This window comes from Pseudomonas sp. NY15181, from assembly GCF_048068055.1.
Lineage (GTDB): Bacteria > Pseudomonadota > Gammaproteobacteria > Pseudomonadales > Pseudomonadaceae > Pseudomonas.
Map to the genome: position 1 here is coordinate 469,097 of NZ_JBLUPT010000001.1, position 24,999 is coordinate 494,095.

General features: G+C 66.5%; 22 protein-coding genes. 19 read left to right on the forward strand and 3 right to left on the reverse strand.

Annotated elements, in window-relative coordinates:
- Positions 1–17 precede the first annotated feature (17 nt).
- The 9 genes from prfB to ACNFBT_RS02235 all read left to right on the forward strand — a co-directional run bounded on the left by prfB (position 18) and on the right by ACNFBT_RS02235 (position 8,444).
- A protein-coding gene (gene prfB / locus ACNFBT_RS02195) for a peptide chain release factor 2 (RefSeq protein WP_416746056.1) occupies positions 18–1,113 on the forward strand; the annotation gives its coding sequence in 2 pieces (ribosomal slippage) (positions 18–89 and positions 91–1,113; 1,095 coding nt in all).
- 116 nt (positions 1,114–1,229) lie between these two features.
- On the forward strand, positions 1,230–2,735 hold the full coding sequence (lysS, locus tag ACNFBT_RS02200; RefSeq protein WP_416746058.1) for a lysine--tRNA ligase: 1,506 nt from the start codon (positions 1,230–1,232) through the stop codon (positions 2,733–2,735).
- Positions 2,736–3,160: 425 nt separating this feature from the next.
- Positions 3,161–3,877, forward strand: coding sequence for a TetR/AcrR family transcriptional regulator (locus ACNFBT_RS02205; protein ID WP_416746060.1), 717 nt, complete (start codon positions 3,161–3,163; stop codon positions 3,875–3,877).
- Between the two features lie 105 nt (positions 3,878–3,982).
- Positions 3,983–4,546, forward strand: coding sequence for a hypothetical protein (locus ACNFBT_RS02210; RefSeq protein WP_416746062.1), 564 nt, complete (start codon positions 3,983–3,985; stop codon positions 4,544–4,546).
- Positions 4,543–5,847, forward strand: coding sequence for a flavohemoglobin expression-modulating QEGLA motif protein (locus tag ACNFBT_RS02215; RefSeq protein WP_416746064.1), 1,305 nt, complete (start codon positions 4,543–4,545; stop codon positions 5,845–5,847). Before ACNFBT_RS02210 ends, ACNFBT_RS02215 begins: the two co-directional genes overlap by 4 nt.
- A gap of 46 nt (positions 5,848–5,893) precedes the next feature.
- Positions 5,894–6,640: a TIGR00266 family protein gene (locus ACNFBT_RS02220; protein ID WP_416746066.1), complete on the forward strand. Its 747-nt coding sequence runs from the start codon at positions 5,894–5,896 to the stop codon at positions 6,638–6,640.
- Entirely contained in the window at positions 6,637–7,575 is a 939-nt protein-coding gene (locus ACNFBT_RS02225) for an alpha/beta hydrolase (protein ID WP_416746068.1), read from the forward strand. The genes ACNFBT_RS02220 and ACNFBT_RS02225 overlap by 4 nt, the downstream gene beginning before the upstream one ends.
- Positions 7,572–7,895, forward strand: a complete 324-nt coding sequence (locus tag ACNFBT_RS02230; protein ID WP_416746070.1) for a hypothetical protein — start codon at positions 7,572–7,574, stop codon at positions 7,893–7,895. Before ACNFBT_RS02225 ends, ACNFBT_RS02230 begins: the two co-directional genes overlap by 4 nt.
- Positions 7,896–7,934: 39 nt before the next feature.
- On the forward strand, positions 7,935–8,444 hold the full coding sequence (locus ACNFBT_RS02235; RefSeq protein ID WP_416746072.1) for an O-acetyl-ADP-ribose deacetylase: 510 nt from the start codon (positions 7,935–7,937) through the stop codon (positions 8,442–8,444).
- A gap of 267 nt (positions 8,445–8,711) precedes the next feature.
- On the opposite strand, the gene ACNFBT_RS02240 is transcribed toward ACNFBT_RS02235, so the two are convergent.
- Positions 8,712–11,066, reverse strand: coding sequence for a heavy metal translocating P-type ATPase (locus ACNFBT_RS02240; protein WP_416746074.1), 2,355 nt, complete (start codon positions 11,064–11,066; stop codon positions 8,712–8,714).
- 89 nt (positions 11,067–11,155) lie between these two features.
- On the opposite strand from ACNFBT_RS02240, the gene cadR reads away from it, so the two are divergent.
- Complete coding sequence (gene cadR, locus ACNFBT_RS02245) at positions 11,156–11,623, forward strand: Cd(II)/Pb(II)-responsive transcriptional regulator (RefSeq protein WP_416746076.1); 468 nt, start codon at positions 11,156–11,158, stop codon at positions 11,621–11,623.
- Positions 11,624–11,773: 150 nt separating this feature from the next.
- Here the strand turns inward: cadR and ACNFBT_RS02250 are convergent, their stop codons facing one another.
- A complete protein-coding gene (locus ACNFBT_RS02250; protein WP_416746078.1) occupies positions 11,774–12,118 on the reverse strand; it encodes a pilin assembly protein in 345 nt (114 codons plus the stop codon).
- Between the two features lie 192 nt (positions 12,119–12,310).
- Here ACNFBT_RS02250 and ppc point away from each other — a divergent pair, with 192 nt between their 5' ends.
- From ppc to ACNFBT_RS02285, 7 genes are all read left to right on the forward strand, one after another.
- Entirely contained in the window at positions 12,311–14,947 is a 2,637-nt protein-coding gene (gene ppc / locus ACNFBT_RS02255; RefSeq protein ID WP_416746079.1) for a phosphoenolpyruvate carboxylase, read from the forward strand.
- A gap of 248 nt (positions 14,948–15,195) precedes the next feature.
- Positions 15,196–15,843: an adenylate kinase gene (gene adk / locus ACNFBT_RS02260; RefSeq protein ID WP_152225102.1), complete on the forward strand. Its 648-nt coding sequence runs from the start codon at positions 15,196–15,198 to the stop codon at positions 15,841–15,843.
- Between the two features lie 102 nt (positions 15,844–15,945).
- The gene (gene tsaB / locus ACNFBT_RS02265) at positions 15,946–16,620 is read left to right on the forward strand and encodes a tRNA (adenosine(37)-N6)-threonylcarbamoyltransferase complex dimerization subunit type 1 TsaB (RefSeq protein WP_416746082.1); all 675 of its coding nucleotides are present in this window, start codon (positions 15,946–15,948) and stop codon (positions 16,618–16,620) included.
- 66 nt (positions 16,621–16,686) lie between these two features.
- Positions 16,687–17,034, forward strand: a complete 348-nt coding sequence (locus tag ACNFBT_RS02270) for a hypothetical protein (RefSeq protein ID WP_416746083.1) — start codon at positions 16,687–16,689, stop codon at positions 17,032–17,034.
- A 4-nt stretch (positions 17,035–17,038) separates the two neighbouring features.
- Complete coding sequence (locus tag ACNFBT_RS02275) at positions 17,039–17,896, forward strand: DUF72 domain-containing protein (RefSeq protein WP_416746085.1); 858 nt, start codon at positions 17,039–17,041, stop codon at positions 17,894–17,896.
- A gap of 75 nt (positions 17,897–17,971) precedes the next feature.
- Complete coding sequence (locus tag ACNFBT_RS02280) at positions 17,972–18,814, forward strand: isocitrate lyase/PEP mutase family protein (RefSeq protein ID WP_416746087.1); 843 nt, start codon at positions 17,972–17,974, stop codon at positions 18,812–18,814.
- A 67-nt stretch (positions 18,815–18,881) separates the two neighbouring features.
- A complete protein-coding gene (locus tag ACNFBT_RS02285) occupies positions 18,882–19,667 on the forward strand; it encodes a class I SAM-dependent methyltransferase (RefSeq protein WP_416746089.1) in 786 nt (261 codons plus the stop codon).
- A gap of 164 nt (positions 19,668–19,831) precedes the next feature.
- Here ACNFBT_RS02285 and ACNFBT_RS02290 read toward each other — a convergent pair whose 3' ends face one another.
- The gene (locus ACNFBT_RS02290; RefSeq protein WP_416746091.1) at positions 19,832–20,464 is read right to left on the reverse strand and encodes a TetR/AcrR family transcriptional regulator; all 633 of its coding nucleotides are present in this window, start codon (positions 20,462–20,464) and stop codon (positions 19,832–19,834) included.
- Positions 20,465–20,560: 96 nt separating this feature from the next.
- On the opposite strand from ACNFBT_RS02290, the gene ACNFBT_RS02295 reads away from it, so the two are divergent.
- Both ACNFBT_RS02295 and ACNFBT_RS02300 read left to right on the forward strand, forming a co-directional pair.
- Positions 20,561–21,664 carry an efflux RND transporter periplasmic adaptor subunit gene (locus tag ACNFBT_RS02295; protein ID WP_416746093.1) on the forward strand — a complete coding sequence of 368 codons (1,104 nt, stop codon included), beginning with the start codon at positions 20,561–20,563 and terminating at the stop codon, positions 21,662–21,664.
- A 6-nt stretch (positions 21,665–21,670) separates the two neighbouring features.
- Positions 21,671–24,739, forward strand: coding sequence for an efflux RND transporter permease subunit (locus ACNFBT_RS02300; RefSeq protein ID WP_416746095.1), 3,069 nt, complete (start codon positions 21,671–21,673; stop codon positions 24,737–24,739).
- Positions 24,740–24,999: the final 260 nt, after the last annotated feature.

Sequence of the window (24,999 nt, forward strand, 5' to 3'; positions counted from 1 at the left end):
CGTGAGAGATGCCCGTCATGGAAATCCAACCGATCCTCAACAGCATCAAGGACCTCTCCGACCGTACCCAGTCCATTCGGGGGTATCTTTGACTACGATCTGAAACATGATCGTCTGATCGAAGTAAACCGCGAGCTGGAAGACCCGGCGGTCTGGAACAAGCCCGAATACGCCCAGAACCTGGGCCGCGAGCGCGCCATGCTGGCGCAGATCGTCGAGACCCTCGACGAGCTCACCGGCGGTCTGGCCGATTCCCGCGACCTGCTCGACATGGCGGTCGAGGAGAATGACGAAGGCGCCGTCGGCGACGTCGAGAGCGAAGTCCAGCGCCTGCGCGAGATCCTCGAGAAGCTCGAGTTCCGCCGCATGTTCAGCGGCGAGATGGACCCGAACAACGCCTACCTGGACATCCAGGCCGGCTCCGGCGGCACCGAGGCCCAGGACTGGGCCAACATGCTGCTGCGCATGTACCTGCGCTGGGCCGACAAGCACGGCTTCGACGCCGAGATCATCGAACTGTCCGAGGGCGAAGTCGCCGGCATCAAGGGCGCCACCGTGCACATCAAGGGCGAGTACGCCTTCGGCTGGCTGCGCACCGAGATCGGCGTGCACCGCCTGGTACGCAAGAGCCCGTTCGACTCCGGCAACCGTCGCCACACTTCGTTCACCGCGGTGTTCGCCTCGCCCGAGATCGACGACAACATCGAGATCGAGATCAACCCGGCCGACCTGCGCATCGACACCTACCGCTCCTCCGGCGCGGGCGGTCAGCACGTGAACACCACCGACTCCGCGGTGCGTATCACCCACGTGCCGACCAACACCGTGGTGGCGTGCCAGAACGAACGCTCCCAGCACGCCAACAAGGACACCGCCATGAAGATGCTGCGGGCCAAGTTGTACGAGCAGGAGATGCAGAAGCGCAACGCCGCCTCGCAGGCGCTGGAAGACACCAAGTCCGATATCGGCTGGGGTCACCAGATCCGTTCCTACGTGCTCGACCAGTCGCGCATCAAGGACCTGCGTACCGGCGTGGAACGCAGCGATTGCGACAAGGTGCTCGACGGCGATTTGGACGAGTATCTCGAGGCCAGCCTCAAACAAGGGCTCTGACGCGGAGCCCCATTGTAGGAGCGAGCTTGCTCGCGAACCCGTCGAAGAGCTTTGCGAGCAGGTTCGCTCCTACACGTACCCCCATTTGATTAAGACGCCAGGCAGATAGAACGACCATGAGCGACCAACAACTCGACCAGCACGAACTGCAACAGGAAGAAAACAAGCTGATCGCCCAGCGCAAGGAAAAGCTTGCCGCCGTGCGTGAAGCCAAGGCCATCGCCTTCCCCAACGACTTCCGCCGCGCCGACTACTTCGCGGACCTGCAGAAACAGTACGAAACCGCGACCAAGGAAGAGCTGGAAGCCGCAGCCATCCCGGTCAAGGTCGCCGGTCGCATCATGCTCAACCGCGGTTCCTTCCTCGTCCTGCAGGACAGCAGCGGCCGCCTGCAGGCCTACGTCAACCGCAAGACCCTGCCGGAAGAGACCCTGGCCGAGATCAAGACCTGGGACCTGGGCGATATCATCGGCGCCGAAGGCACCCTGGCGCGTTCCGGCAAGGGCGACCTGTACGTCGAGATGACCAGCGTGCGCCTGCTGACCAAGTCCCTGCGCCCGCTGCCGGACAAGCATCACGGCCTGACCGACACCGAGCAGCGCTACCGCCAGCGTTACGTCGACCTGATGGTCAACGAGGAAACCCGCCACACCTTCCGCGTGCGTTCCCAGGTTATCGCCCACATCCGTCGCTTCCTGTCCGATCGCGGCTTCCTCGAAGTGGAAACCCCGATGCTGCAGACCATTCCCGGCGGCGCGGCAGCCAAGCCCTTCCAGACCCACCACAACGCGCTGGACATGGCCATGTTCCTGCGTATCGCCCCGGAGCTGTACCTCAAGCGCCTGGTGGTCGGTGGCTTCGAGAAGGTCTTCGAGATCAACCGCAACTTCCGTAACGAAGGCGTTTCGACCCGGCACAACCCCGAGTTCACCATGCTCGAGTTCTACCAGGCCTACGCCGACTACGAAGACAACATGGATCTGACCGAGGAGCTGTTCCGCGAACTGGCCCAGGCCGTGCTCGGCAGCACCGATGTGCCCTACGGCGACAAGGTCTTCCACTTCGGCGAGCCGTTCGCCCGCCTGTCCGTGTTCGACGCCATCCTCAAGTACAACCCGGAACTCACCGCGGCTGACCTGAACGACGTCGAGAGGGCCCGCGCCATCGCCAAGAAGGCCGGCGCCAAGGTCCTCGGCCACGAAGGCCTGGGCAAGCTGCAGGTGATGATTTTCGAGGAGCTGGTCGAGCACAAGCTGGAGCAGCCGCACTTCATCACCCAGTACCCGTTCGAAGTGTCCCCGCTGGCGCGCCGCAACGACAACGACCCGAGCGTTACCGACCGCTTCGAGCTGTTCATCGGTGGCCGCGAGATCGCCAACGCCTACTCCGAGCTCAACGACGCCGAAGACCAGGCCGAGCGCTTCATGCTGCAGGTCAAGGAGAAGGACGCCGGTGACGACGAGGCGATGCACTACGACGCCGACTTCGTCAACGCGCTCGAATACGGCATGCCGCCCACCGCCGGCGAAGGCATCGGCATCGACCGCCTGGTGATGCTGCTGACCAACTCGCCGTCGATCCGCGACGTGATCCTGTTCCCGCACATGCGCCCGCAGGCGTAAGCGCTGGAACTGCGTGAAAGAGGCCGCCTTCGGGCGGCCTTTTTCGTTGTCGCGGGCGTCCCCGTAGGAGCCCCGCAATGGTGCAGGAACGTAGGGCGTATAACGTTCGACGTTATACGCCGTTTGACCTTGGTCCCAAGGCGCTCCGGACCTGGTCTTGGCACCGGCGACGGCATCAGGTGTATCGGCGTACAACCGCGAACGGTTGTACGCCCTACGGCTGCTCCAGCCGACGAGCTGTGCGCTCGCACACGTGGCTCGAACGCCCTGTAGCACGTCATACACCCCAGGCCGGACTTCCCGCCGCCCGCACTGCCATGCCAGCCCCGTGCTGTTGCATTGAAACAAGCGCGGAGCGGCGATTGATTCCCCATCGAAAAGCCCGAACAATGCGCCATCAGGCCGCGCCGCCGGAGGTAATGCCAGTGACCCCAGTGTCCCCGCGAGACAGCGCCGCGCAAGTCGCCAGCGCCATCGCAGAAAGTGTTCAGTACCAGGGCCGCAAGGCCAGCCGCCAGGGCAGCGAGCAGCGCCGCCAGGCAATCCTCGACGCCGCGCTGCGGATCATCGTCCGCGACGGCGTACGCGCCGTGCGCCATCGCGCCGTCGCCGCCGAGGCCGGTGTGCCGCTGTCGGCCACCACCTACTACTTCAAGGATATCCAGGACCTCATCACCGACACCTTCGCGCTCTTCGTCGAACGCAGCGCCGAGGCGCTCTCGGCCTTCTGGACCAGCGTCGAGGGGGACCTGCAGGCGATGGCCGCGAGCCTCGGCCAGGACGCCCCCGGCGCGCGCCGCGCGCTCACCGACAATATCGTCGAGCTGGCGATCAAGTACGTGCAGGTGCAGCTCACCGAGCGCCGCGAGCACCTGCTGGCCGAGCAGGCGTTCCGCCAGGAGGCGCTGCTCAACCCCAGCCTGGTGGAGCTGGCGCAGCGGCACCGGCGCATCCTCTCCCTGGGCGTCGTGCATTTCTTCGAAGTGCTCGGCTCCAAGCAGCCGGAGCAGGACGCCAAGGTGTTGACGGCCATCATCCTGCAGATGGAGTATCAGGGCCTGCTGGACGGGGCCGAGCACCTGCAGGTCGACGAAATGCGTGCCATCCTCAGCCGCTACCTCGACCTGGTGATGGGCCTGTAAGCGCAGCAAAGGTGCAACCCCGCCATCCGGCGGGGTTTTCGTATCGGAACTCCCGACGCCATTATCTCTCCCATGGGAGGGGCGGCGGGACCTAAGGAGGGCGTGATGAAAGTCTGGCGTGCACTGCTGCTGTTGAGCATTTGCCTGCTCAGTGGCTGCCTGGTGACGTTCAAGGACCCGATTCCGGCCAACGAGGCTGCGCCGGCCCATCTGCTGGGCCAGTGGTCGCGGGTGAACGAGTACGGCGAGGAGCAGTTCCTCGAGGTCACCCGTTCCGGATCCAACGTCTATCGCGCGATCAGTTACCTCGACAGCAAGGACAACACCGAAAGCGTCGAGGACTTCGGCTTCACCGTCGCACACCACGGCAAGCGCTGGTATCTCTCGGCCGGATTGCCGAAAAGCCTGGGCGGCAACTTCGCCCTGGCCGGTTTCGAGATCACCGACAAGGACGAGCTGGTGATCTATAACCTGGATGTCGAGCACATCCTGCAGGACATGGGCGAAGGCGCGCTGAAAGGGCAGAAGGTGGACACCGAGCAGGGCGAGGGTGCCCTGGTGACCAGCCCGCTGACCCAGGTGATCGCCTACCTGAACGACCCGGCCAACTCGGACGTGTTCGTCGAAGCCCTGCGCTATTCGCGCGTGACTCCGGGAGAACGGCAATGACGCCGCGCCGCAAGCAGACCTCGCCCACCGAATACCAGCAGATCATCCGTGGCCTGTCCGACCGCATCGTCGAGGCGCAGACGCCAATCCGCGTGCTCGACGCCATCAAGTGGGACGACGGTATTCGCGACGACTTCCTCAAGGGGCGCGGCAAGCACGCGCCCAAGGTCGACCGCAGCTACTACGACGGGCGCCCGCTGGCCTTCGACGCCAGCGCCAAGAAGCAGGAATTCCAGAACATCGAGCGTGACATCACCCGCCACCTGGGGCAGTTCAACCCGGTCGGGCAGATCATGCGGCGCATGTGCAAGGAATACCGCATGGTCATCCGCATGCTCGAAGCGCGCGGCACCCAGGACTTCGGCCTGATCTCCCAGGAGCTCTACGGCTCGGCTTCCGACGCCTTCCACGCCGGCGACCCGACCCTGGCCGACCTCGGCCTGATGCTCTCGGACTACCTGAACAACATCGCCGACCGTGGCGACCTCAAGGACGAGCCCAAGACGCTCACCGCCACGCAAGTGGTGGGGATGCTGCAGGAGCGCCTGAACAAGGTGTTCGACGACAAGGAAGACACCATCCGTGTGTTCGAGTCCGACGGCATAGTCGCCGACGCTGCGGCCGGTGCCGACTACATCAAGGTGCGCGCCGACGCGCTGTTCAACGAGCGTGACGTGCGCGCACTGGAAGTCCACGAGGGCCTGGTGCACGTCGGCACCACCCTGAACGGGCTCAACCAGCCGATCTGCACCTTCCTCGCCAAGGGCCCGCCGTCCTCCACCGTGACCCAGGAAGGCCTGGCGATCCTGATGGAAGTGATCGCCTTCGCCTCCTACCCGACGCGCCTGCGCAAGCTCACCAACCGCACCCGCGCCATCCACATGGCGGAGGAGGGCGCGGACTTCCTCGAGGTGTTCCACTTCTACCGCGAGCAGGGCTACAGCATGGAGAGCAGCTACCAGAACTCCAGCCGGGTGTTCCGTGGCTCCACGCCTGCGGGCCTGCCATTCACCAAGGACCTGTCGTACCTCAAGGGCTTCATCCTGATCTACAACTACATCCAGCTCGCCGTGCGCAAGGGCAAGCTGGAGCAGATCCCGCTGCTGTTCTGCGGCAAGGCCACCCTGGAAGACATGCGCACCCTGCGGCAACTGGTGGACGAGGGCCTGGTGGTGCCGCCCAAGTACCTGCCGCCGCAGTTCCGCGACCTCAACGCACTGTCGGCGTGGATGTGTTTCTCCAACTTCCTCAACCACCTCAGCCTCGACCGCATCGAGGCGGATTACGCCAACATCCTCTGAACGGCGCGCCCGCACGGATTCGCACGGGCGGCCAGGAGTGCCCGCTATGCCCAGCCATGAGCTCGACTACCGCATCCTCGGTGAATCCATGCAGACCGTGGAGATCGAACTGGACCCCGGCGAGACGGTGATCGCCGAAGCCGGGGCGCTGAACTACATGACCGGCGGCATCCACTTCGCCGCGCGCATGGGGGACGGCTCTGACTCCAACCTGCTGGGCAAGTTGTGGAGCGCCGGCAAGCGCAAGTTCAGCGGCGAATCGGTCTTCATGACCCACTTCACCAACGAGAGCCAGGGCAAGCAGCACGTGGCCTTCGCCGCACCCTACCCGGGTAGCGTGGTGCCGGTGCGCCTCGGCGAAGTCGGTGGCACGCTGATCTGCCAGAAGGATTCGTTCCTCTGCGCGGCCTACGGCACCAAGGTCGGCATCGCCTTTGCCAAGCGCCTGGGTGCGGGCTTCTTCGGCGGCGAAGGCTTCATCCTGCAGAAGCTGGAGGGTGATGGGCTGGTCTTCGTCCACGCGGGCGGCACGGTGATCCGCCGCGAGCTGAAGGACGAGACGCTGCGGGTGGATACCGGCTGCCTGGTGGCCTTCACCGATGACATCGACTACGACGTGCAGCTGGCCGGCGGCCTGCGCAGCATGCTGTTCGGCGGCGAGGGCATGCTGCTGACCACCCTCAAGGGCACTGGTACGGTCTGGCTGCAGAGCCTGCCGTTCTCGCGCCTGGCCGAACGCATCTACGACGCCACCTACCGCGCCCGTGAAGAGGTAAGGACCAACCCGGAATGAGCGCCGTGCGTCTCCTCCTCGTCGCCTGCCTGGCCTTGCTCGCCGGCTGCAGCTCGCTGCTGTTCTATCCCAGCTCCGATGTTGCCATTACGCCCACGCGCGCCAAGCTGGAGTATCGCGACGTCAGGCTGACCACCGCCGACGGCGTGAAGCTCGCCGCCTGGTGGCTGCCGGCCAAGGCCGGCGTACCGGTGAAGGGCACCGTACTGCACCTGCACGGCAACGGCGGCAACATGGCCTGGCACCTGGGCGGTACCTGGTGGCTGCCGGAGCAGGGCTATCAGGTGCTGATGGTCGACTACCGTGGTTACGGCCACTCCGAGGGCGCGCCGAGTCTGCCGGCGGTCTACCAGGACATCGACGCCGCCTTCGCCTGGCTGGACAAGGCGCCGGAGGTGCAGGGCAAGCCGGTGACCCTGCTCGGCCAGAGCCTGGGTGGCGCCATGGCGGTGCATTACCTGGGGATGCACCCGGAGCGGCAGAAGCAGTTGCACGCCGTGGTGCTCGACGGCGTGCCGGCCAGCTACCGCAGCGTGGCGCGTTACACCCTGGGCAATACCTGGCTGACCTGGCCGCTGCAGGTGCCGCTGTCGTGGGTAGTGGCCGACGGCGACAGTGCGATTCGTTCGATGCCGCGACTTTCTGGCGCACCCGTGCTGTTCTTTCACAGCATCGACGATACCATCGTGCCCCTGGACAACGGCCTGAGCCTCTACAGGGCCGCGCCGCCGCCCAAGGTTTTCCAGCTGACCCGTGGCAACCACGTGGAAACCTTCGGCGAACCGGTCTGGCGCGAAGTGATGCTGCGCTTCCTCGACGATCCGCAGCACTTCACCGGATTGCGCCGGCTGGCCGAAGTCCCGAACTCGTCAACGCCAGAACCTGCTAAAGCAGCCTCCGCCAAGGCGGACTCCCCAGAACAAGGCAAGCCATGAACGACCGCAATCCGATCTCGTACATCCTCACCGTCATCGCCACCATCTTCGTCTCGGTCGGCACGCTCTGGTACTACGGCTATCTGCACTTCGCCAAGCCCGAGGACGCGCTGGAACTGAGCCAGTTCACCATGCTGAAAAGCATTCCCGGCCAGGACACCAAGCTCTCGCTCGACCCGGCCGACCAGCAGGCGCAGTGCATCGACGGCGTGCTGGTGATGTTCGACATGACCCAGAAGGGCCTGACCGGCGTGCTGGTCGACAACCGCAAGCGCGCCGTACGCTGCATGGGTCAGGAGACTCCCCAGCAAGTGAAGTGACGGGAGAGCCCTGGCGCCGCTGACAAGGGAGGAAGCACCATGAGCTACCCCGAAATCCGCGTCTGGCAGGGCGACATCACCCGCCTGGACCTCGATGCCATCGTCAACGCCGCCAACAGCTCGCTGCTGGGCGGCGGCGGTGTCGACGGCGCCATCCACCGGGCCGCCGGCCCCGAACTGGTCGCCGCCTGCCGCCCGCTGGGTGGCTGCCGGACCGGCGGGGCGAAGATCACCCCCGGTTTCCGCCTGTCGGCGCGGTTCGTCATCCACACTGTCGGGCCGGTCTGGCGCGGCGGCGGGCACGGCGAGCCGGAACTGCTCGCCCAGTGCTACCGCAGCAGCCTGCAACTGGCTGAGGACGACAACCTCGCCAGCATCGCCTTTCCGGCCATCAGCACCGGTATCTATGGTTACCCCGCCGAAGCAGCGGCGCAGATTGCCGTCGATGAGCTGCGCCGTGCCCGTCCGGCGGGGAGCTCGCTAAAGGTACTGGTGCTGGTGGCGTTCTCGGGGGAGATGGCGGAGTTGTACCGGCGACTGCTGGGCTGAGGCTTATCCGCTTGCAGGAGTGCCCCATAGAGGCTCCGGGCCAAAGCATCGCGACTCCTACAGGTTGAAGTCGGTGCCAGTACTTTCCCTCACCCCAGCCCTCTCCCAAAGGGAGAGGGAGCCGTCCGTGCCGGCTGAGGGCAAGGTTTCCTCCTGCATCGAACGGTCCCCTCTCCCTCCGGGAGAGGGTTAGGGTGAGGGGCTCTTGTAGAAGCGGACTCCGTCCGCGGTCCGCCAGCAGGTGCGTTCGAAAATCCCGGATGCTCTTCAGCCCTGATGCCGCAACAGCCGCAGCCCGTTGAACACCACCAGCAGGCTGGCGCCCATGTCGGCGAACACCGCCATCCACAGGGTGCCTTCGCCGGCCAGTGTCAGGGCCAGGAACACCGCCTTGATACCCAGCGCCAGGCTGATGTTCTGGATCAGCACGCGGTGGGTCTGGCGCGACAGGCGGATGAAGGACGGCAGCTTGCGCAGGTCGTCGTCCATCAGCGCCACGCCGGCGGTCTCGATGGCCGTGTCGGTTCCCGCCGCGCCCATGGCGAAGCCGATATCGGCGCGGGCCAGGGCGGGGGCGTCGTTGATGCCGTCGCCGACCATGCCGACGCGGCCGCCGCCTTCCTGGCGCTGCTTCACTTCATGGAGCTTGTCCTCCGGCAGTAGGTTGCCCTGCGCCGCATCGATGCCCACCTGGGCGCCGATAGCGGCGGCGGTGTGCGGGTTGTCGCCGGTGAGCATCAGGGTTTTCACGCCCAGCTCGTGCAGCTGCGCAACCGCCTCGCGGCTGGTTTCCTTGACCGCGTCGGCCACCGCGAACAGGGCCAGCGGACCCTCGGCATCGAGCAGCACGATCACCGTCTTGCCCTGCTGTTCGAGGGCGTCGAGGCGGGCCTCCAGTTCCTTCGAGCAGAGACCGAGCTCCTCCACCAGACGGTGGTTGCCCAGGTGATAGAGGCGTCCGTCGATCTCGCCCTTCACGCCACGGCCGGGCAGGGCGGTCAGCTCGCCGACGCCGTACAGGGCGACGTTGTCCGCCTCGGCCGCTTGCGCCACGGCCTGGGAAACCGGGTGGTCGGAGCGCGCGGCCAGGCTGGCGGCCAGGGCGCGTACCTCACCGGCAGCGGATTCCCGCAGCGCGGTGAAGTCGGTCTGGCGCGGGCGGCCTTCGGTCAGGGTGCCGGTCTTGTCCAGGGCGATCCAGTCCAGCGAGCGGCCCAGTTCGAGGAACACTCCGCCCTTGATCAGGATGCCCAGGCGCGCCGCCGCCGAGAGGCCGCTGACGATGGTCACCGGGGTGGAGATCACCAGGGCGCAGGGGCAGGCGATCACCAGCAGCACCAGGGCGCGGTACACCCAGTCCAGCCAGGCTGCGCCGAAGAGCAGCGGCGGCAGCAGGGCGGTGGCAATGGCGATGAGGAACACCACCGGCGTGTAGATGCGCGAGAACTGGTCGACGAAGCGCTGGGTCGGCGCCCGCGAGCCCTGGGCTTCTTCCACGGCGTGGATGATCCGCGCCAGGGTGCTGTCGTCGGCGATGCGGGTGACGCGGTATTCCAGCGCGCTCTCGCCGTTGATGGTGCCGGCGAACAGCGGATCGCCCGCCTGCTTCTCCACCGGCAGGCTCTCGCCGGTGATGGGCGCCTGGTTGACGCTGGAGCGGCCGTCGAGCACTTCACCGTCCAGCGCGATGCGTTCGCCGGGGCGTACACGCACTCGCGCGCCGAGGGTGACGGACTTGGCGGACAGCTCCTTCCATTCGCCGTCCACCTGCACCGTGGCCTGTTCCGGCGCCAGTTGCAGCAGTCCACGGATGGCATTGCGCGCACGTTCCAGAGACTTGGCCTCGATCAGCTCGGCAATGGCGAACAGCACGGCGACCATCGCCGCTTCCGGCCACTGGCCGATCAGCATGGCGCCGGTCACGGCGATGCTCATCAGCGCGTTGATGTTCAGGTTGCGGTTCTTCAGCGCGATCCAGCCCTTGCGGTAGGTCGGCAGGCCGGCGCCGAGGATGGCCGCCACCGCCAGCGCCGCCACCAACCACTGCGGGCCGATGGCGAACCACTCGAAGAACTCCGACGCTGCCGCCGCCACGCCGGCCAGCGCCAGCGGCCACCAGGGTTTTTGCCGGGCGGCGGGTGCTGCGGTCGGGGCGCCGTCGTCCAGCGGCTCGGCCTGCATGCCGAGCGAGGCCACCAGCTTCTGCAGCGGTTCGATGCTGTCGAAGCGGTGCTGCACGCGCAGCAGTCGTTGCATCAGGTTGAAGTCGAGGTTTTCCACGGCCGACACGCGCCCTAAGGCACCGCGCAGCAGGCGTTCCTCGGTGGGGCAGTCCATGGCTTCGATGCGCAGGCTGGTCCAGCGCAGCTCACCCGCCGCCGCGCCGGCTACCGCGCTTGCGGCCTGCGCCGGATCGATGCGCTCATGCTGATGATCGTGATCGTGATCGTGATCGTGATCGTGATCGTGATCGTGATCGTGATCATGTGCGTGGTGCGCAGGTGCGGCCGCCGGCGCGCGCAGCAGCGCGCCCTTGTCGCAGCCGCAGCAACCAGCGGCGTCGCTGTGTTCCTGATCCTGGACGGGGCCCTGGATGATCGGCCCCTGGCGATTGGCAGTCATGTCGTCCGTTCCTGTTTGACGAGTTGCTGCTGATTGCACACCCTGTAGTAACTACAGAGTCAAGCCTGTCTTTAACCAGGAGGTCGAAGATGAAGATCGGTGAACTGGCGAAACTGACCGGTTGCCCGGTGGAGACCATCCGCTACTACGAGCGCGAAGGCCTGCTGCCGGAGCCGTCGCGCAGCGAGGGCAACTACCGGCAGTACGACGCCATCCACGTGGAGCGCCTGTCGTTCATCCGCCATTGCCGTTCGCTGGACATGACCCAGGAGGAAATCCGCATCCTGCTGGGGCTGCGTGACCGCCCCGAATCCGACTGCGGCACCGCCAACCGGCTGATCGACGAGCATTTGCACCATGTCGAGGTACGGATCGCCGAACTGCAATCGCTCAGCCAGCAACTGCGGGACCTGCGCGCCCGTTGCAGCGGCGATGGCAGCAGCGAGGACTGCGGCATCCTGCGTGAACTGGAGCAGCCGGCGGAGCCGTCGGTGATTCCGGAGGCCTGCGCGGAGGCGGGGCATCTGCACGTGCCGGGTGTCCATGGCCGGCACTGATGCAGAACGTAGGGCGTATAACGCTCCGCGTTATACGCCGATTGGCCTTGGTTTCAGGGCACTTCGAGCTCAGCACTGGCGCCAGCAACATAGTTCGGTGTATCGGCGTACAACCGTGAACGGTTGTACGCCCTACGCACGGGCCACCCTTCAGGAGTGGTTCGACTCCTCGGCCGCCGTCAGCTCATGCAGGTACTTGCGCGAGAGCTGCAGGAAGCGTGGCGTCGGGCCGATGTCCTCGTAGATCGGGTCACCCTGTTCGTCCTGCGCCACCACCTTCTGGCCCTTTACGTAAGGGAAGCTCGCCTCCAGCTCCTCCAGCGCCGAGCCGACCAGTTCCCCCAGGATCTCCTCGACGCTGCGCTTGGGATACATGTCGTGCAAGGCGGCCAGCCGCGCGGCGGTTTCCACGTCCAGCGGGATGCTGTAGTGATGCTTGGTCAGGCGCCCCCTGGCGTTCTGTTCCCAATGGCGTACCAGATCGCGGATTTTCATGTTCACCTCTGTAGCCCGTTCGTGGCGGGCGTGTGGGACGGGCCTCGTGGGTCCGCCGGCAGGTTTTCCCGATCGCCTCGGGATCACTTTGAGCCTAGTCGCTGTCCGAGCTGGATGGCTGGCGTTCGTCGCACGCTTGTCAGTGGGTGTCGTCAGCGGCACTGTAAAACCCTCAGCAGAAGGAGACCCGTCATGCCGGATATCGATGCGCGCCTGCGCGAGGACGTTCACCTGTTGGGCGAATTGCTGGGGCAGACCATCCGCGCCCAGTACGGCCAAGGCTTCCTCGATAAGATCGAACTCATCCGCACCGGCGCCAAGGCCGCCCGGCGTGGTTCGGCGGAAGGCGCCCGGCAACTGACGGCGACCCTCGACGCATTGGGCGAGGATGAACTGCTGCCAGTGGCGCGGGCCTTCAACCAGTTCCTCAACCTCGCCAACATCGCCGAGCAGTACCACCGCATCCGCCGGCGCACGCCCAAGGAGCCGGAGCCCTTCGAGAACCGCGTGCTGGGCGAACTGCTCAGCCGCCTGCGCAAGTCCGGCCTCGGCGCCGAAGGGCTGGCGCGGCAGGTGGCGGAGCTGGAGATCGAGCTGGTGCTGACCGCGCACCCCACGGAGGTGGCGCGCCGCACCCTGATCCAGAAGTACGACGCCATGTCCGCCCAGCTGGCCGCCGGCGATCACACCGACCTGCTGCCGGAAGAGCGTGAAGCTGTGCGCCAACGTCTGCAGCGGCTGGTCGCGGAGGCCTGGCACACCGAGGAGATCCGCCGCACCCGGCCGACGCCGGTGGATGAAGCCAAATGGGGCTTCGCGGTCATCGAACATTCGCTATGGCAGGCGCTGCCGGCCTTCCTCCGTCACGTCGACGCTACCCTGCAACAGACGCTGGGCGAGCGTTTGCCGCTGTCCGCCGCGCCGATCCGCTTCGCCTCCTGGATGGGCGGCGACCGCGACGGCAACCCCAATGTCACCGCCGCCATTACCCGCGAAGTCCTGCTGCTGGCGCGCTGGATGGCCGCCGACCTGTACCTGCGCGACGTCGACAGCCTGGCCTCGGAGCTGTCCATGCAGCAGGCCAGCGACGAGTTGCGCGCCGAAGTGGGGGCGGTCGCCGAACCCTATCGCGCCCTGCTCAAGCAACTGCGCGAACGCCTGCGCGCCACCCGCGCCTGGGCCGAGCGGGCCATCCACAGTAGCGAGGCGCCGTGCGCGGAGGTACTGACGGACAACCGCGAACTGCTCGAACCGCTGCAGCTCTGCTACCGCTCGCTGCAGGACTGCGGCATGGGCGTGATCGCCGAGGGTGCGCTGCTCGATTCCCTGCGCCGCGCTGCCACCTTCGGCCTGTTCCTGGTGCGCCTCGATGTGCGCCAGGACTCCACGCGCCACGCCAGGGCGATGAGCGAAATCACCGAATACCTGGGCCTTGGCAACTACGCCGAGTGGGACGAAACCGTGCGCCAGGAGTTTCTCCTGGAAGAGCTGGCTAGCCGTCGCCCGCTGCTCCCGGCGAACTACACGGCATCGCCGGAGACCGCCGAGGTCCTGGCGACCTGCCGGGCGGTGGCCGAGGCGCCGGCGGCCTCGCTGGGCTCCTACGTCATCTCCATGGCCGGGCATCCCTCCGATGTGCTGGCCGTGCAACTGCTGCTCAAGGAATGCGGGCTGCAGCGGCCGATGCGCGTGGTGCCGCTGTTCGAGACCCTCGACGACCTGGACAACGCCGGCCCCTGCATCGACCGCCTGCTCAGCCTGGACAGCTACCGCACCGGCCTGGCCGGCCCGCAGGAAGTGATGATCGGCTACTCCGACTCGGCCAAGGACGCCGGCACCCTGGCTGCCGCCTGGGCGCAGTACCGGGCGCAGGAGGCGCTGGTGGAAATCTGCCGCAACCACGGCGTCGAGCTGCTGCTGTTCCATGGCCGTGGCGGTACCGTCGGCCGTGGCGGCGGCCCGGCCCATGCGGCGATCCTCTCGCAGCCGCCGGGTTCGGTGGCCGGGCGTTTCCGCACCACCGAGCAGGGCGAAATGATCCGCTTCAAGTTCGGCCTGCCGGGCATCGCCGAGCAGAACCTCAACCTCTACCTGGCCGCGGTGCTGGAAGCCACGCTGCAGCCGCCGCCGGTGCCGGAGCCGGCCTGGCGCGAGGAGATGGACCGGCTCGCCGCCGATGGCCTCGTGGCCTACCGCGCGGTGGTGCGGGAGAACCCGCAGTTCGTCGACTACTTCCGCGAGGCCACGCCGGAGCAGGAACTGGGCCGCCTGCCGCTGGGCAGCCGTCCGGCCAAGCGCCGCGAGGGCGGGGTGGAAAGCCTGCGGGCGATTCCGTGGATCTTCGCCTGGACCCAGACGCGCCTGATGCTGCCAGCCTGGCTGGGCTGGGAAGACGCCCTGTTCAAGGCCATCGAGCGCGGCGAAGGCGCGCTGCTGGGCCGCATGCGCAAGGAGTGGCCGTTCTTCACCACCCGCATCGACATGCTGGAGATGGTGCTGGCCAAGGCCGACCGGGAAATCGCCCAACTCTACGACGAGCGTCTTGTGCAATCGGAACTGCGACCATTAGGTGCGCATTTGCGCGACCTATTGTCGCAGTCGGTGCGCGTGGTGCTGGGTCTGACCGGTCAGTCCCAGCTGCTCGCCCACGCCGCCGAGACGCGGGAATCCATCGGCGTGCGCAACACTTACCTCGATCCGCTGCACCTGCTCCAGGCCGAACTCCTGTCCCGCTCACGACGCTGCACGGGCGACGCCTGCGGCGGTCTGGAGCAGGCCATGCTGGTCACGGTGGCGGGTATCGCCGCCGGCCTTCGCAACACCGGCTGAGGCTCTGCCACCCCCCACCAATGGCGGATTGCGCGAGGGCGAAATAGGGGTAATTTGAAGGCTGATCGGGGGTGATTTGTTGGCCCGCGATCGGCCTGTACGGTCGCCGAGGGCGGCTTGTATGGTGGGGGGCCGCTGTGTATCGTTGGCAACCTTTCGGCGCGCATCTGCGCCATTCAAAGCATGATGAGATTGGCCCCAAGAGGCGGATCCGTGATTTCGCTTAACAAGTATTAAGGAGCATATCGATGCGTGTGATTCTGCTCGGGGCGCCCGGTGCCGGAAAAGGTACCCAGGCTCGCTTCATCACTGAGAAGTTCGGCATTCCGCAGATCTCCACCGGCGACATGCTGCGTGCGGCGGTCAAGGCCGGCACCGAACTGGGCCTGAAGGCCAAGAGCGTGATGGACGCCGGCGGTCTGGTCTCCGATGACCTGATCATCAACCTGGTGAAAGAGCGCATCGCTCAACCCGACTGCGCCAAGGGTTTCCTGTTCGATGGCTTCCCGCGCACCATTCCCCAGGCTGAAGCCATGAAGGAAGCCGGTGTCACCATCGACAACGTGGTCGAGATCGCCGTGGACGACGAGGAAATCGTCGGCCGCATGGCTGGTCGCCGCGTACACGCCGCTTCGGGCCGCGTCTACCACATCCAGCACAATCCGCCGAAGGTGGAAGGCAAGGATGACGTGACCGGCGAAGACCTGCTGCAGCGCGAAGACGACAAGGAAGAAACCGTGCGTCACCGCCTGTCGGTCTACCATTCGCAGACCAAGCCGCTGGTCGATTTCTACCAGAAGCTGGCCGCCGTCGAAGGCACCCCGAAGTACACCTGCGTCGAAGGTGTCGGCTCGGTGGAGCAGATCACCGCCAAGGTGCTCGCCGCCCTCAGCTGATTGCCCCGCGCAATGCCAAAGGCCCGCACAATGCGGGCCTTTGGCGTTTATAATGCCCGCCTTTTTCATCGCCCCTGCTTTTTATCGTTTAAGGAAAGCACCATGCCCACGCTGCTGGCCCTGGATACCTCGACCGAAGCCTGTTCCGTCGCGCTGCTGCATGACGGCCGCCGGTATGTTCGCCACGAGGTGATCCCGCGCTTGCACGCCCAGCGCCTGCTGCCGATGGTGCAGGACATCCTCGGCGAAGCCGGTATCGAGCTGTCCGCCGTGGAGGCCATCGCCTTCGGTCGCGGCCCCGGCGCCTTCACCGGCGTGCGCATCGCCATCGGCGTGGTGCAGGGGCTGGCCTTCGCGCTGCAGAAACCGGTGCTGCCGATCTCCGACCTGGCCGTGCTGGCCCAGCGCGCCCACCGCGAACATGGCGCGAGCCAGGTAGCCTCGGCCATCGACGCGCGCATGGACGAGGTGTACTGGGGTTGCTACCGACTGGAGCAGGGCGAGATGCGCCTGGCCGGCGCCGAGGCGGTGCTGCCGCCGGAGCGCGTGGAGCTGCCGCGCGACGCCCAGGGCGAATGGTTCGGCTCCGGCACCGGCTGGGGCTTCGAAGCGCGCCTGGCGGTGAAGGTCGCGGCCCACGACGCCAGCCTGCTGCCTCACGCCGAGGACCTGCTGACCCTGGCCGAATTCGCCTGGGCGCGCGGCGAGGCGGTTGACGCAGAGCAGGCCCAGCCGGTTTACCTGCGCGACAACGTGGCGACCCCCAAGAAAGCCTGATCCAAGCCAATTGACCCGGATTGCAACCGCTCGCTAGAGTGATTGTATTCCCACCGAGTTTTCACCATGCGTATCGACGGTCTCGTTTCCACCTCCCAGGCGCCTGAGCGCACTGCCCGCACGGGCACTGCGGTCACGCCCTATCGGGAAGTGCAGCGTGACGTCGAATCCCGCCGCGAACGGCCCGCGCCGACCTCGGCCAGCCAGGGCCTCGAACAGCAGCCGCAGGCGCGCCGCGTCGAAGCCGGCAGCGCCAGCAGCTACAGCGTGCCGGCCACCCTGCGCGACAACCTCGAATACCAGCGCCCGCTGAGCTCCCGCGCTGCCCAGGCGCTTGCGAGCTATGCCAGCACCGCCAGCATGGGCGGCCAGTACGAGGGCCAGGAAGTCCTGGGTCTCGACCTCTACGCCTGACTCCATGAGCCTGCCGTACTACCTGGGCTGTCCCTCGTGGAACGAGCCGGCCTGGCGCGGTACTTTCTACCCCGCCGATCTGCGCGCCGCCGAGACGCTGGGCTTCTATTCCCAGGTGTTCAACGCGGTGGAAGGCAATACCACCTTCTATGCCCGGCCCAATGCCGAGACCCTGAAGCGCTGGGCGCAGACCATGCCGGCGAACTTCCACTTCTGCGCCAAGCTGCCCCGCGACATCAGCCACGAAGGCGACCTGCGCGGACAGCTGGAAAACACCCAGGACTTCCTCGACCTGCTGGCGCCGCTGGGCGAGCGGGTCGCGCCGCTGTGGCTGCAGGTCTCCGCCAGCTTCGGCCCGGATCGCCTCGGCGAGCTGGCGGCCTGGCTGGATGCCTTCGCCGAACGCCGGCTGGCGGTGGAAGTGCGGCACCCGGCGTTCTTCGCCAAGGGCGAGGAGGAGCGGGCGCTGAACCGGCTGCTGCTGGATCGCGGCGTCGAGCGCATCTGCCTGGATTCGCGGGCGCTGTTCGCCTGCCGCTCCGATGACCCCGCGGTGCTGCATGCACAATCGAAGAAGCCGAAGGTGCCGGTGCGCCCGGCGGCCTTCAGCGACAGCCCGCAGGTGCGCTTCATTGGCGGGCCGGACCTGGAGGCCAACGCCTCTTACCTCACGCCCTGGATCGCCAAGGTGGCCGAGTGGATCGAACAGGGTCTGACGCCCCACGTTTTTCTGCACACCCCGGACAACCACCGCGCCGCCGAACAGGCGCAGCGCTTCCACGCCCTGCTGCGCGAGCGCCTGCCGGGCTTGCCGGCGCTGGTCGAACCGAAGCCGGAAGTGGAACAGCTCGGCCTGCTCTGAGCGGCCAACTGTACATGGCACGCCGTTGGTGACAGGACTAACCTGCTCCTTCCCCCAATTGGCAAGGAGATAGCCATGCTTGCCCAGCACACAAGCACCCAACAACAGCGCGGCGAAGCGTTTCGAGCGCTGCACCAGCGCGACGGCCTGTTCGTTCTGCCCAATCCCTGGGATGCCGGCTCGGCGAAGATGCTCGCTCACCTGGGCTTCGAAGCGCTCGCCAGCACCAGTGCGGGACTGGCGTTCTGCCTCGGCCGGCCCGATGCGGAGGGTGCGATAAGCCGCGAGGAGGCGCTGACCAACGCCCGGGCGATCATCGAGGCAACGCCGCTGCCGGTGGCCGCCGACCTCGAAAACGGTTACGGCGACGCGCCGGAGGACTGCGCCGAAACCATCCGCCTCGCCGCCGCCTGTGGGCTGGTCGGCGGTTCCATCGAGGATGCCAGCGGCCGCCCGGATGCGCCGATCTACCCGCTGGAACTGGCTGTGGAGCGGATCAGCGCCGCGGTGCAGGCCGCTCGCGCGCTGCCGTTCCCCTTCACCCTGGCGGCGCGGGCGGAAAACCTGTTGCACGGTCGCAACGACCTGGACGACACCATCCGCCGCCTGGTGGCCTTCGCCGAGGCCGGCGCCGATGTGCTCTACGCGCCGGGACTGAAGACAAGGGAGGAGATCGCCGCGGTGGTCAGCGCCGTGAAGCCTCGCCCGGTCAACGTGCTGGTGGGGTCGCCGGCGCTGCAGGTGACCCTGGAGGAACTGGCCGAGCTGGGCGTGAAGCGTGTGAGCGTCGGTTCCAACCTGGCCCGCGTGGCCTTCGGCGCCTTCTTCAGCGCTGCCGAGGCGCTGGCCAAGGGGGATCTGAAACCGATGGGCGGAGCGATGCCGTTCGACCGGATCAATCAGCTGTTTCGCGGCTGATCCGCCGTTGAGCCCGTTGGAAGGCCCGCTGCGCTAGAATCGCGGTTTTTTCCAGGATCGCCCCGTCATGACCGAAACCCTCACTCCGCCGCGTATCGTCGTCCAGGCACTGGAGCCTGCCTGGCAGACCGCCGCCGAGCAGTGGGCGCAGCGCCTGGGGCTGCCGATGGGGCAGGGCGATGATGCGGACTTCGCCCTGCAATTGGGCGAGCACGGTCTGCAACTGCTGCAACTGGGGCCGGACTCGCCCGGCCCGGTGCGCGTGGACTTCCTCGAAGGCGCCACCGCCCATCGCCGGCAGTTCGGCGGCGGCAGCGGGCAGATGATCGCCAAGGCCGTCGGTGTCCAGCCGGGCGTGCGTCCCCATGTGCTGGACGCCACCGCCGGGCTGGGGCGCGATGCCTTCGTGCTGGCGACCCTGGGCTGCGAGATGCACCTGACCGAGCGCCAGCCGATCATCGCCGCGCTGCTGGAAGACGGCCTTGCCCGCGCGGCGGGGGATTTCGACGTGGGCGCCATCGTCGCCCGCATGCGCCTGTTGCAGGGCAACGCCATCGAGCGCATGGCGGCCTGGGAAGGGGAGGCGCCACAGGTGATCTACCTCGACCCGATGTTCCCGCACCGCGACAAGAGTGCGCTGGTGAAGAAGGAAATGCGTCTGTTCCGCCCGCTGGTGGGCGATGACCTCGACGCCCCGGCGCTGCTGGAAGCCGCGCTCAAGCTGGCCAGCCACCGCGTGGTGGTCAAGCGCCCGCGCAAGGCGCCGATCATCGAGGGGCAGAAGCCGAGCTACAGCCTGGAAGGCAAGTCCAGCCGCTACGACATCTATCCGCTGAAGAGCCTGAAGGGCTGAGGCTTTTCGGGCGCGACCTTCGAATGCGATTTACGAGCGCCGCGCCTGCCGGCGAGTCGTACTTGTAGGAGCGAGCTTGCTCGCGAACCCGCCCAGCATCGGAGCTGCCGGGAAATCCGTTCGCGAGCAAGCTCGCTCCTACAGGGGTAGTCCGCCGTTCGCCTTCAGGGGCGGAACGCCTTGAGGAACAACACCACCACTTCCTGCACGTGCGCCTCGGCTTCCTCTTCCGTGGGCGGCGTTTCGCAGCCGATCAGCAGGCGGAAGTGCACGCAACCCTGCACCAGCATCAGGAAGTGCTCGGCGGCCCGGCGCGGGCTCTCCATCTGCAATTTGCCCTGCTGACGGGCCTGCTCCAGCAGGCGCTCCATCTGGTCCAGCACGCGCTGCGGACCGGCCTCGAAGAAGAGTTGCGACAGGTGCGGGTTCCCCGCGCCCTGGGCAACCATCAGCCGGCTCAGGGAGATGGCCTCGGGGCTGTTGATCAGTTGGTTGAAACCGCGCGCCAGGGCCAGCAGCAGGCTTTCCAGCGGTTCGTCGGCCGGCGGTTCGGCGAACAGCTCCGGCATGCGCTCGGCGCACTTGGCCTGCACCGCTTCGACGAACAGCGTCTCCTTGTCGGTGAAGTGGCTGTAGACGGTGAGTTTCGACACGCCTGCCTCGGCGGCGATGGCTTCCATGCTGCTGCCGTCATAGCCGTAGCGAATGAATAGCTCCTTCGCGGCTTCGAGGATGGCCTTGCGCTTGGCGGGGTCCTTGGGGCGACCCGGCCCATTGGAGGAAGTCGTGAGTGACATGATTTTACATTTCTAATACTGGACTGGTGGGTTCTGTATTTTTACTATACCGGGGAGTATAAGAATTCAACCGCGCTTTGCGAAAGGTCACACATCATGTTCCGCCATGCTCTGTCTGTCGCGCTTCCTGTCGTCCTTTCCCTGTCCCTGACCGCCTGCGGTACCGGCGAGCCGCCCAAGCCGGCGGTGCGCCCGGCGATGGTGGTGCAGCCGCTGCCGGCCCGGGATGTTACCGAAGCCTATCCCGGCGAGGTACATGCCCGGCATGAGCCGGAGCTGGCCTTCCGCATCGGTGGCAAGGTCAGCAAGCGCCTGGTGGAAACCGGCGAGCGGGTGAAGAAGGACCAGCCCCTGGCGGAACTCGATCCGGAAGACGTCCGTCTGCAGCTTGAAGCCACCCGCGCCCAGGTGGCCGCTGCCGAGGCCAACCTGCAGACCGTCCGCTCCGAATACACCCGCTACAAGACGCTGCTCGAACGCCAGTTGGTCAGCCAGTCGCAGTTCGACAACATCGAGAACACCTACCGCGCCGGCGAGGCGCGGGTGAAACAGATTCGCGCCGAGTACGACGTGGCCCGCAACCAGGCGGACTACGCGATTCTGCGTGCGCCCCAGGACGGCGTGATCGCCACCCGCCGGGTGGAAGTGGGGCAGGTGGTCGCCGCCGGGCAGACCGTCTTCACCCTCGCCGCCGACGGCGACCGCGAGGTGCTGATCAGCTTCCCCGAACATGCCATCGACCGTTTCCGTATCGGCGAGTCGGTGAGCGTCGAGCTCTGGTCGCAGCGCGACAAGCGCTTCAGCGGCAAGATCCGTGAGCTGTCGCCGGCCGCCGATCCGCAGTCGCGCACCTTTGCCGCGCGGGTCGCGTTCAATGACGCCAAGGTGCCCGCCGAGCTGGGCCAGAGTGCGCGGGTCTACATCCAGGCCGAAGGCTCGGTGCCGCTGGCGGTACCACTGGCGGCGGTGACCGCCGAGGGCGGCCAGCCGTTCGTCTGGGTGGTCGATCCGAAGAGCTCCACCCTGCACCGCCGGCCGGTGCGCATCGGCCCCTTCGCCGAGGACCGCGTGCCGGTGCTCGAAGGGCTGAACAGCGATGACTGGGTGGTGGCCGCGGGGGTGCAGGTATTGCGTGAAGGGCAGGAGGTACGGCCGGTCGATCGGGAAAACCGTTCGGTCAAGCTGGTGGCGAAGGAGTAACGCCCGATGCAATTCAACCTTTCCGCCTGGGCGCTGCAGAACCGTCAGATCGTCCTGTTCCTCATGCTGTTGCTGGGCATAGTCGGTGCGCTGTCGTACACCAAGCTGGGGCAGAGCGAGGACCCGCCGTTCACCTTCAAGGCCATGGTGGTGAAGACCAACTGGCCGGGGGCGACTGCCGAGGAAGTCTCGCGGCAGGTGACCGAACGCATCGAGAAGAAGCTGATGGAGACCGGCGACTACGACCGCATCATCTCCTTCTCCCGTCCCGGCGAATCCCAGGTGACCTTCATCGCCCGCGAGGATTTCCGCTCCCGCGACATTCCCGAGCTCTGGTACCAGATCCGCAAGAAGGTCAACGATATCCGCTACACCCTGCCGCAGGGCATCCAGGGGCCGTTCTTCAATGACGAGTTCGGCACCACCTTCGGCAATATCTACGCGCTGTCGGGCAAGGGCTTCGACTACGCGGTGCTCAAGGACTACGCCGACCGCCTGCAATTGCGGCTGCAGCGGATCAAGGACGTGGGCAAGGTCGACCTGGTCGGCCTGCAGGACGAGAAAATCTGGATCGACCTGTCCAACACCAAGCTCGCCACCCTCGGCCTGCCGCTGGCGGCGGTGCAGAAGGCGCTGGAAGATCAGAACGCGGTGACCGCCACCGGCTTCTTCGAGACCACCACCGATCGCGTGCAACTGCGTGTCTCCGGCCGCTTCGATTCGGTGGAGGAGATTCGCGCCTTCCCGATCCGCGTCGGTGACCGTACCTTCCGCATCGGCGATGTGGCCGACGTGCATCGTGGCTTCAACGACCCGCCCGCGCCGCGCATGCGCTTCATGGGCGAGGACGCCATCGGCATCGCCGTGGCGATGAAGGACGGCGGCGACATCCTGGTGCTGGGCAAGGCGCTGGACACCGAGTTTGAACGCCTGCAGCAGACCCTGCCGGCGGGCATGGAGCTGCGCAAGGTGTCCGACCAGCCGGCGGCGGTGCGCGAGGGCGTGGGCGAGTTCGTCCGCGTGCTGGCCGAGGCACTGATCATCGTGCTGCTGGTGAGCTTCTTCTCCCTCGGCCTGCGCACCGGCCTGGTGGTGGCGCTGTCGATTCCGCTGGTGCTGGCGATGACCTTCGCCAGCATGTACTACTTCGGCATCGGCCTGCACAAGATTTCCCTCGGCGCGCTGGTGCTGGCGCTGGGGCTGCTGGTGGACGACGCGATCATTGCGGTGGAGATGATGGCGGTGAAAATGGAGCAGGGCTACGACCGCCTGAAGGCGGCCAGTTACGCCTGGACCAGCACCGCCTTCCCGATGCTCACCGGCACCCTGGTGACCGCTGCCGGCTTCCTGCCCATCGCCACCGCGCAGTCGGGCACCGGCGAATACACCCGTTCGCTGTTCCAGGTGGTGACCATCGCACTGCTGGTGTCGTGGGTTGCCGCCGTGGTCTTCGTGCCCTACCTGGGCGAGAAACTGCTGCCGGATCTGGCCAAGCGCCACGCGGAGAAACACGGCGGCACCGACAAGGGCCACGACCCGTACTCGACGCCCTTCTACCAGCGCTTCCGCCGCGTGGTGGAGTGGTGCGTACGCTACCGCAAGACGGTGATCCTGCTCACCGTGCTGGCCTTCATCGGCTCGATCATGCTGTTCCGCCTGGTGCCGCAGCAATTCTTCCCGCCGTCGGCGCGCCTGGAGCTGCTGGTGGACCTGAAGCTGGCCGAGGGCGATTCGCTCACCGCCACCACCGAACAGGTCAAGCGCCTGGAGAAGATGCTGGCCGAGCATCCGGGCATCGATAACTACGTGGCCTATGTCGGCACCGGCTCGCCGCGTTTCTACCTGCCGCTGGACCAGCAACTGCCGGCGGCGAGCTTCGCCCAGTTCGTGGTGCTGGCGAAGAACCTGGAGACCCGCGAGGAAGTCCGCCAGTGGCTGATCAAGCACATGAACGAGGATTTCCCCACGCTGCGCACCCGCATCAGCCGCCTGGAGAACGGCCCGCCGGTGGGCTACCCGGTGCAGTTCCGCGTTTCCGGTGAGCACATCCCGGAAGTCCGCGCGCTGGCGCGCAAGGTTGCCGAGAAGATGCGCGAGAACCCCCACGTGGTGAACGTGCACCTTGACTGGGAGGAGCCGAGCAAGGCGGTGTTCCTCGACATCGACCAGGAGCGCGCCCGCGCCCTCGGGGTGAGCACGGCGGATATCTCGCAGTTCCTGCAGGGCTCGCTGACCGGCGCTACCGTCAGCTACTACCGCGAGGACAACGAGTTGATCGAAATCCTCCTGCGCGGCGACGAGCGCGAGCGGCATGACCTGTCGCAGCTGCCGAGCCTGTCGATGCAGACTAGCAGCGGCCGAAGCGTGGCGCTGTCGCAGGTGGCGACCCTGGAATACGGCTTCGAGGAAGGCATCATCTGGCGGCGTAACCGCCTGCCCACCGTGACCGTGCGTGCCGACATCTACGACGACTCGCTGCCGGCCACCCTGGTGAAGCAGATTTCGCCGACCCTGGACCCGATCCGCGCCGAGCTGCCCGACGGCTACCTGCTGGACATCGGTGGCACGGTGGAGGATTCGGCCAAGGGCCAGAATTCGGTGAACGCTGGCGTCCCGTTGTTCATCGTGGTGGTGCTCAGCCTGCTGATGCTCCAGCTGCGCAGCTTCTCGCGGATGATCATGGTGTTCCTCACCGCGCCCCTGGGGTTGATCGGCGTGACCCTGTTCCTGCTGATCTTCCAGAAGCCTTTCGGCTTCGTGGCGATGCTCGGCACCATCGCGCTGGCGGGGATGATCATGCGCAACTCGGTGATCCTGGTGGACCAGATCGAGCAGGACCGCAGCCACGGCCTGGACACCTGGCACGCGATCATCGAGGCCACGGTGCGGCGCTTCCGTCCCATCGTGCTGACCGCGCTGGCGGCGGTGCTGGCGATGATCCCGCTGTCGCGCAGCGTGTTCTTCGGGCCGATGGCGGTGGCCATCATGGGTGGCCTGATCGTCGCCACGGCGCTGACCCTGCTGTTCCTGCCGGCGCTCTACGCGGCGTGGTTCAGGGTGAAGAAGGAAGCCTGACGAACGCCGGCATGCATCGGCGGGGACAACTGTCTTCCTCCTGACAGTCTGTGCCTGAGCATTCCCCCTCACCCCAGCCCTCTCCCAAGGGAGAGGGCGCCGTTCGTACCGGCTGACGCGACGGTTTCATCCTGTACCAGTCGGTCCCCTCTCCCGCGTGCGGGAGAGGGTTAGGGTGAGGGGCTTTTGATCTCGTAGGAGCGGACCTTGTCCGCGAAGTCCCGCCGCCAGGTCAGCGTTGAAGGATCAGTGCTCTGGAC

What these genes read in the sequence shown, in the direction of transcription:
- lysS (WP_416746058.1), top strand. Translation starts at nt 1,230, where the DNA reads ATGAGCGACCAACAACTCGACCAGCACGAACTGCAACAGGAAGAAAAC.
- ACNFBT_RS02210 (WP_416746062.1), top strand. Translation starts at nt 3,983, where the DNA reads ATGAAAGTCTGGCGTGCACTGCTGCTGTTGAGCATTTGCCTGCTCAGT.
- ACNFBT_RS02215 (WP_416746064.1), top strand. Translation starts at nt 4,543, where the DNA reads ATGACGCCGCGCCGCAAGCAGACCTCGCCCACCGAATACCAGCAGATC.
- ACNFBT_RS02220 (WP_416746066.1), top strand. Translation starts at nt 5,894, where the DNA reads ATGCCCAGCCATGAGCTCGACTACCGCATCCTCGGTGAATCCATGCAG.
- ACNFBT_RS02225 (WP_416746068.1), top strand. Translation starts at nt 6,637, where the DNA reads ATGAGCGCCGTGCGTCTCCTCCTCGTCGCCTGCCTGGCCTTGCTCGCC.
- ACNFBT_RS02230 (WP_416746070.1), top strand. Translation starts at nt 7,572, where the DNA reads ATGAACGACCGCAATCCGATCTCGTACATCCTCACCGTCATCGCCACC.
- ACNFBT_RS02235 (WP_416746072.1), top strand. Translation starts at nt 7,935, where the DNA reads ATGAGCTACCCCGAAATCCGCGTCTGGCAGGGCGACATCACCCGCCTG.
- ACNFBT_RS02240 (WP_416746074.1), bottom strand. Translation starts at nt 11,066, where the DNA reads ATGACTGCCAATCGCCAGGGGCCGATCATCCAGGGCCCCGTCCAGGAT.
- cadR (WP_416746076.1), top strand. Translation starts at nt 11,156, where the DNA reads ATGAAGATCGGTGAACTGGCGAAACTGACCGGTTGCCCGGTGGAGACC.
- ACNFBT_RS02250 (WP_416746078.1), bottom strand. Translation starts at nt 12,118, where the DNA reads ATGAAAATCCGCGATCTGGTACGCCATTGGGAACAGAACGCCAGGGGG.
- ppc (WP_416746079.1), top strand. Translation starts at nt 12,311, where the DNA reads ATGCCGGATATCGATGCGCGCCTGCGCGAGGACGTTCACCTGTTGGGC.
- adk (WP_152225102.1), top strand. Translation starts at nt 15,196, where the DNA reads ATGCGTGTGATTCTGCTCGGGGCGCCCGGTGCCGGAAAAGGTACCCAG.
- tsaB (WP_416746082.1), top strand. Translation starts at nt 15,946, where the DNA reads ATGCCCACGCTGCTGGCCCTGGATACCTCGACCGAAGCCTGTTCCGTC.
- ACNFBT_RS02270 (WP_416746083.1), top strand. Translation starts at nt 16,687, where the DNA reads ATGCGTATCGACGGTCTCGTTTCCACCTCCCAGGCGCCTGAGCGCACT.
- ACNFBT_RS02275 (WP_416746085.1), top strand. Translation starts at nt 17,039, where the DNA reads ATGAGCCTGCCGTACTACCTGGGCTGTCCCTCGTGGAACGAGCCGGCC.
- ACNFBT_RS02280 (WP_416746087.1), top strand. Translation starts at nt 17,972, where the DNA reads ATGCTTGCCCAGCACACAAGCACCCAACAACAGCGCGGCGAAGCGTTT.
- ACNFBT_RS02285 (WP_416746089.1), top strand. Translation starts at nt 18,882, where the DNA reads ATGACCGAAACCCTCACTCCGCCGCGTATCGTCGTCCAGGCACTGGAG.
- ACNFBT_RS02290 (WP_416746091.1), bottom strand. Translation starts at nt 20,464, where the DNA reads ATGTCACTCACGACTTCCTCCAATGGGCCGGGTCGCCCCAAGGACCCC.
- ACNFBT_RS02295 (WP_416746093.1), top strand. Translation starts at nt 20,561, where the DNA reads ATGTTCCGCCATGCTCTGTCTGTCGCGCTTCCTGTCGTCCTTTCCCTG.
- ACNFBT_RS02300 (WP_416746095.1), top strand. Translation starts at nt 21,671, where the DNA reads ATGCAATTCAACCTTTCCGCCTGGGCGCTGCAGAACCGTCAGATCGTC.